The organism is Streptomyces olivochromogenes (genome assembly GCF_001514115.1).
In the GTDB taxonomy this organism is placed as follows: Bacteria; Actinomycetota; Actinomycetes; order Streptomycetales; family Streptomycetaceae; genus Streptomyces; species Streptomyces olivochromogenes.
The window spans coordinates 325,957-326,770 of record NZ_KQ948460.1 but is presented as its reverse complement, the minus strand read 5'-3'; the positions used below and the strand labels follow the sequence as shown (position 1 = coordinate 326,770).

Sequence of the window (814 nt, the reverse complement as noted above, 5' to 3'; positions counted from 1 at the left end):
GCTCCCGTGGCAGGTCCGGAGGTACCACCCGTGGGGACGAGGTTCGACGCACCACCGCCACCACCAGGACCGCCACTGGGAGAGGGGCCACTCGTGATGATGTTGCAGCCTCCGCCGCCGCCTCCACCGAACCAGCCGCCCCCGCCTCCGCCGGCCCCGAAGCCGCCTCCGCCGTTGCCGCCCGCACCGCCCGTGCCCGGAGTGCCGGATGTACCGATGGAGGGGCATGCGGCTCCGCCCGCGCCGCCGGCTGTCTGGGTTCCGCCGCCGCCGCCCTGGCCGCCGGCCGTTCTCGCGCCGCCGGCCCCGCCGGTGTTTCCGGCGTCTCCGCCGGTGGCCTGCGGGACCTGGCCTCCGGGGACGCCGGTTCCGCCGCCGCCTCCGCCGCCCGCGACGATGAGGCGCGGGTCGGTGCCGGGGACGCCGGTCAGGGTGCAGCCGGGGCCGGCCGAGCTGCAGGTGCGGACATCGCTGGAACCGCCGCCGGCACCGCCCGGGAAACCCACCACTCCGCCGCCGGCGCCTCCGCCCGTGCCGACGTTGACATAGAGGGTGGTGGTGCTCGGCGGCACGGTGACGTTGCCGGTGACGGTGGCGCCGCTCCCGCCTGCGCCGCCGTTGGACCCGTTCTGGCCCGCGGCGCCGGTGGCGGTGACGGTCAGTTGGGTGACGCCGGCCGGGACGGTGAAGGGCTGGTTGGCGCCCGCGTTGAAGGTGACGGTCACGGGCACCGCCGCAGCGGCGGGCGTGGCCGTGACCGTCACCAGGGCCGCCGGCAGCGCCACCGTGGCGAGCAGGACGGCAGCACGCCGTG

At 77.5% G+C, this 814-nt stretch carries 1 pseudogene; it reads right to left on the bottom strand.

The features are described from left to right. Positions 1 to 814 (bottom strand): annotated as a pseudogene (locus tag AQJ27_RS56490) (hypothetical protein); the annotation flags it as partial.